We start from the raw sequence: 4,647 nt of genomic DNA on the forward strand, positions 1-4,647 counted from the left end.
GGTGACCGCGGATCTCGCGCACGCTCATGCCGCGCGCGTACATCGACACGATCTTGGCGTCGAAATCGGGAAAGCGGCGCTGATACTTTGCGATCAACTTCGGATCGAACGTTCCAGCCCGGTCGCGCGGGTCGCAAACTCCATCTTCGGGGTGCCCGTCAGCACCGTCTTCTTCGAATGTCCGTTGCGGCGATTGGCGCCGCCCTCGGCACGCTCCTCCTCGAGGTGTTCGTCAAGCTCGGTGTTCAGAATCCGCTCAGAAAGCGCTTTCTTCAAATCATCGAGCAAGCCGTCCTTGGCAAACAACTCGCTCGGATCGCGACCGGCAAGCAGCTGGTCCAAAAGTTCCATCTGAATAGCCATGTGATGATTCGCTCCTTTCCATCATCATGGCCTCGCACACAATTCCTGACAGTCCCACTTGCCCAGAATACCCATGACGAGGACCAATGTGACCAGCGTCGAAGGCAGGACCGACAGCACCACAAGGCCGAAGATCAGCGTCGGGATCGCCATCAGCAGGTCGACGAACGGGACATCAACATATCGGACCAGCCGCCGAGCACCGCAGCGGCGAAGCCCGAGGATTGCGCCCACCGAGAGGAAAGCAGTGTAGCCACCACCGCGATCAGGATCGTCGTCTGGGCGCCATAGATCATGCGCGAGAGCAGGTCGCGGCCAAGATCGTCAGTGCCGAAGAGAAATTTCGCCGATATCGGCTCCCAGACTCCGACGGGGATGTCGCCGAGGCCGAAGGGGGCGATCGACGTGCGAAGATCGCGACGAGGAAGAAGAGAGTGGTGATAAGAAGGCCGAGCAGGGCGCCGATGGGAATACGTCTTAACATGGTTCTCCTTACCTCGGATGCCTTAGGCGGGGATTGGCGAGAATGGATGCCACGTCGGCCACGAGTTGAGGGAAATATAAACGGCGGCGAAGATTAGCCCAACGGCCTGCACGACCGGCACGTCGCGCTTGGCGACATGGTCGACAAGATACTGGCCAATGCCAGGATAGACGAAGATCACCTCGATCACCACCACGCCGACCACGAGATAGGCGGGGTTCAGCGTGATCACACTATGGTCGGGGCGATGCATTAGGGAAAGCGTCCCTGCGAATGACCTCGAAGGCGGTGAGTTCTTTCGGTTCGGCAGTCTTAATGTAGGCTGACTGCACGCCCTTGAGGATCGCCGCCCTCGTCATTCGCATCATGGGCGAGGATGCCCAGCGTGAGCGTCATGCAGGGCAGCGCGAGGGCTTTCATATTGTCGAGGAAGGGCATGCCCTCATAGACCATCGAAATGCCTGGCAAGATATGGAACTTCACGGCAAAGAAGTAACCACAGACGGCCGATGAAGAATTCCGGTACCGATGTCGAGGCAAGTGCCAGGCCGGTGATCAGTTTGTCGATGAGGCCATCGCGATGACGCACTGCCGACAGCCCGAGGACAATCGCGAGCGGGACGGCGATAATCGCCGCCCAGAAGGCCAGGGACAGCGTGTTCCATAGGCGCTCCTGGAGGGAAGTGGCGATATCGAGCCCACTGGTGAGAGCAGTGCCTAGAGGTCGCCCTGCAGGATTCCGAAAAGCCAGCGGAGATATCTGACATAGGCGAGGTCATTGAGGCCCCATCCCCTTTCGAAGATTGGCGAGCGCCAGTGGCGTCGCCGACGGGCCGAGAATGGATTGCGCGACGTCGCCGGGCAGAAGATTCGTGCCAACAAAAATGAGGACCGAAACTGCGAGCAAGAGGAGGATGCCCAGCGCGACGCGCTGGGCAATAAGCTTGAGAACCATGTTCTCAGGGCCTCAGGCCTGCAGCCAGCACTTGGTCAGCGCGTAGCCGTTCATGAATCGATCGTTGCCATTCTTGGCCCATCCGCCAACACGCGGGCCCGTGGCGTCGATGTAATCATTGAACATCGGGATGATCAGGCCGCCCTCATCGTGGATGATTTGGCCCATGTCGGCGTAAAGCTTCTTACGCTTGTCGGCATCGAGTTCGCCGCGTGCCTGGACTATCATCTGGTCGAACTTCTCGCTGTAGAAGTGAGTTTCGTTCCATACCGCTTTAGATTGGAGCTTCAGAGAATACTCCATGTCCTGGGTTGGACGGCCCGGACCAGAATTTGCCACGAACGGCTGTTTGAGCCACACGTTTGTCCAGTAGCCGTCAGCTGGTTCACGTTTAACCTCGATACTAATCCCCGCTTTGGCCGCGCTCTGCTGGTATAGCTGAGCAGCATCCACCGCTCCTGTGAATGCGCCGTCCGATGTATGAAGGAGCACCGAACCGGAGTGCCCTGACTTCTTGTAATGGAAGGCCGCCTTGTCCGGATCGTATTTGCATTGTTCGATTTCGGTGAAGAGTGGATAAAACTTGTTTATATGCGTGTCATTGCCGACGGAGCCGTAGCCCCCCAGAACCTTTTGGACCATCTCTTCGCGGTCGATTGCATATTTCAGGGCGAGCCGCAGGTCATTGTTGTTGAAGGGCGCCGTATCGAGTTGGCAGCAAAAATAAGAATGCCCACGGCCTCCAACGTTGCGGACGGTGATGTCAGGGAAGCGCTTGAGGAGTTCGATCACCTTCGGATCGACGCGGTTAATCATGTGAACCTGCCCGCTCTGCAAAGCAGAGGTGCGGGCTGTCGCGTCGTTGATGACAATAATCTCGATCTGGTCGGCAAAGCCGCGATCGTCCCGCCAGTAGCCGGCGAACCTCTCGCCGCCAAGTCGAACACCAGCTTCGTTGACCGTGGCCTTGTATGGACCCGTGCCGATGCCTGCGTTCGGGTTGTCCTTGCCGCCATTTGGCTGAATCATCAGGTGGACATCGTTCATTATGACTGGGAAGTCTGCATTGCTTTCTTTTAGAGTGAAGACGATATTCCGGCCGTCGACGGCGATCTTGTCGATCCCGTGCATAAAGGCGAGCATAACCGACTTCGAGTTAGCGTCGGAGTGACGTTCCAATGTGGCTAGCACGTCGGCGGGCGTCATCTCCTTGCCGTTGTGAAATTGCACGCCCTTGCGGATTTTAAACGTCCAGGCCTTGGCGTCTTTCGATGCGCCCCATTCCTCGGCAAGTACCGGCTGCAGTTTTTGATTCGCGTCCAGCTCTACGAGTTGTTCGCCCCACAGGCGGCTGAAGATAAACTGAACATCATTTGTTAGGGTCGCTGGATCGAGAGTGTCCGTCGCTTGTCCACCCATTAACCCGGCCTTGAGCGTGCCGCCCTTGACTGGCCCCTCCGCCCTAGCGGCTTCAGCCAGCAGATTGTTAGCGAAGATTGCACCAAGGCCAAGTGTCGCTGCCCGACCTAAGAAATCGCGCCGGGACAGCTTACCTTTCGCGACGCACTTACTGAGAAAATTGATTTCATCATTCATCTTAATTCCCCTCTTCTTTTATTAATCGGTTATTGGCTGCACCCACACGAGGTAACCAGTGGCTGCCCTCGTGCGATCTCAAGAAGCTCGGTTCACCTTCGGCAACACCTCGGAATCAGAGGGGACGTTCGCTCCAGAACGTCCTCGCGGACGTGACGGTTTGATCCGAATTCCCGGATGGAAGCTGCGAATACGGTTCTTCTTCCGCTGTTCGCGTTACAGGATCCGATAGACTTCCTTGGCGTTCTCCCGAAACAGCTGCGCCTTGTGTTCCTCGGATATTCGAGCCTTGAAGGCATAACGCGGATCGTCGAAGTCCCAGTGAGGATAATCGCTCGCATAGAGCAGCCTATCCCAGCCGATTTGATCAAACAGATAGTTGAGCTCCTCGGGATTGTCCGGTTCTTCCACCGGTTGTGTGGAAAAATAGAAATGCCGGCGCAGATAATGGGAAGGCGGATATTTTAAGCTTGCCCCTTCCGAGCCCATGCGCCGCCACAACATGTCAAGCCGGTGGCCAAGTCCAATCGACCAGGCACAGCCGTTCTCGACGATGATCACCTTGAGAGATGGCAATTGATCGAACACGCCATCAAGAATGAGGCTCATAACCTGCGTCTGCGCAGCGAATGTGTTATACAAATGAAACTCACAGTAGTAGGATGGCCAGCCGCTGGCAGTCCGTGAGCCAAGCCGGCCACCAACGTGCATGCCGATCGGAAGGCCGTGATGAGCCGCGGCTTCCAGGATGGGCCTGTAGCGTCGATGTCCCAATGGCTCGGTTGTCCCCGTAAATATCTCCACTTGGACAAAGCGCGCATCGAGCGCCCGCTTTTCGATTTCTGCGACTGCGGAAACGGCATCATCCGGAACGACCACAACGGACGCTCTCAGCCGATCCTCCGGCTCTACAAACTCGGCGATCTGCCAATCGTTCATTGCCGTTGACAACGCGTTGCTGAGATCGAGATTGCGACCGCCGTTGCCCAGCGCTACCATGGGTTGGAGCACGCCGAACACAACATTGTTGGGGTCGAGGTGCTGCTTCCTCATCAAGGCCAGGTCCGATCCGGGTGGCCCTTCATCCGGCCAGGCATCGCGACGGCACGTAGATGGAGTGAAGCCGTCATAAAGGCCGCCGGGATCGAACCCCAACTCGCCATACTGATCGAGATGATCGCGCCAACGCTTGGAAATATAGGGATGGAGGCCATACCGGTCTTTAAGAGCCGGGTGGATATCGCAATCG

3 protein-coding genes and 2 pseudogenes are annotated in these 4,647 nt (G+C 57.1%); all 5 read right to left on the bottom strand.

Features of this window, described 5'->3' with window-relative positions; all coding sequences use genetic code 11:
* Window positions 1-363: pseudogene (locus tag NKI19_RS32495) on the bottom strand (transposase); the annotation flags it as partial.
* Between the two features lie 24 nt (window positions 364-387).
* Window positions 388-597 carry a hypothetical protein gene (locus NKI19_RS32500; protein WP_352567683.1) on the bottom strand — a complete coding sequence of 70 codons (210 nt, stop codon included), beginning with the start codon at window positions 595-597 and terminating at the stop codon, window positions 388-390.
* A gap of 258 nt (window positions 598-855) precedes the next feature.
* Window positions 856-1,802 (bottom strand): annotated as a pseudogene (locus tag NKI19_RS32505) (ABC transporter permease).
* 12 nt (window positions 1,803-1,814) lie between these two features.
* Window positions 1,815-3,398, bottom strand: coding sequence for an ABC transporter substrate-binding protein (locus NKI19_RS32510; protein ID WP_352567684.1), 1,584 nt, complete (start codon window positions 3,396-3,398; stop codon window positions 1,815-1,817).
* Window positions 3,399-3,614: 216 nt separating this feature from the next.
* Window positions 3,615-4,647, bottom strand: a 1,033-nt coding sequence (locus NKI19_RS32515; RefSeq protein WP_352951289.1) for an amidohydrolase family protein, incomplete at its 5' end; no start/stop codon positions are given.

Source organism: Mesorhizobium sp. M0751 (genome assembly GCF_040320265.1).
GTDB lineage: Bacteria > Pseudomonadota > Alphaproteobacteria > Rhizobiales > Rhizobiaceae > Mesorhizobium.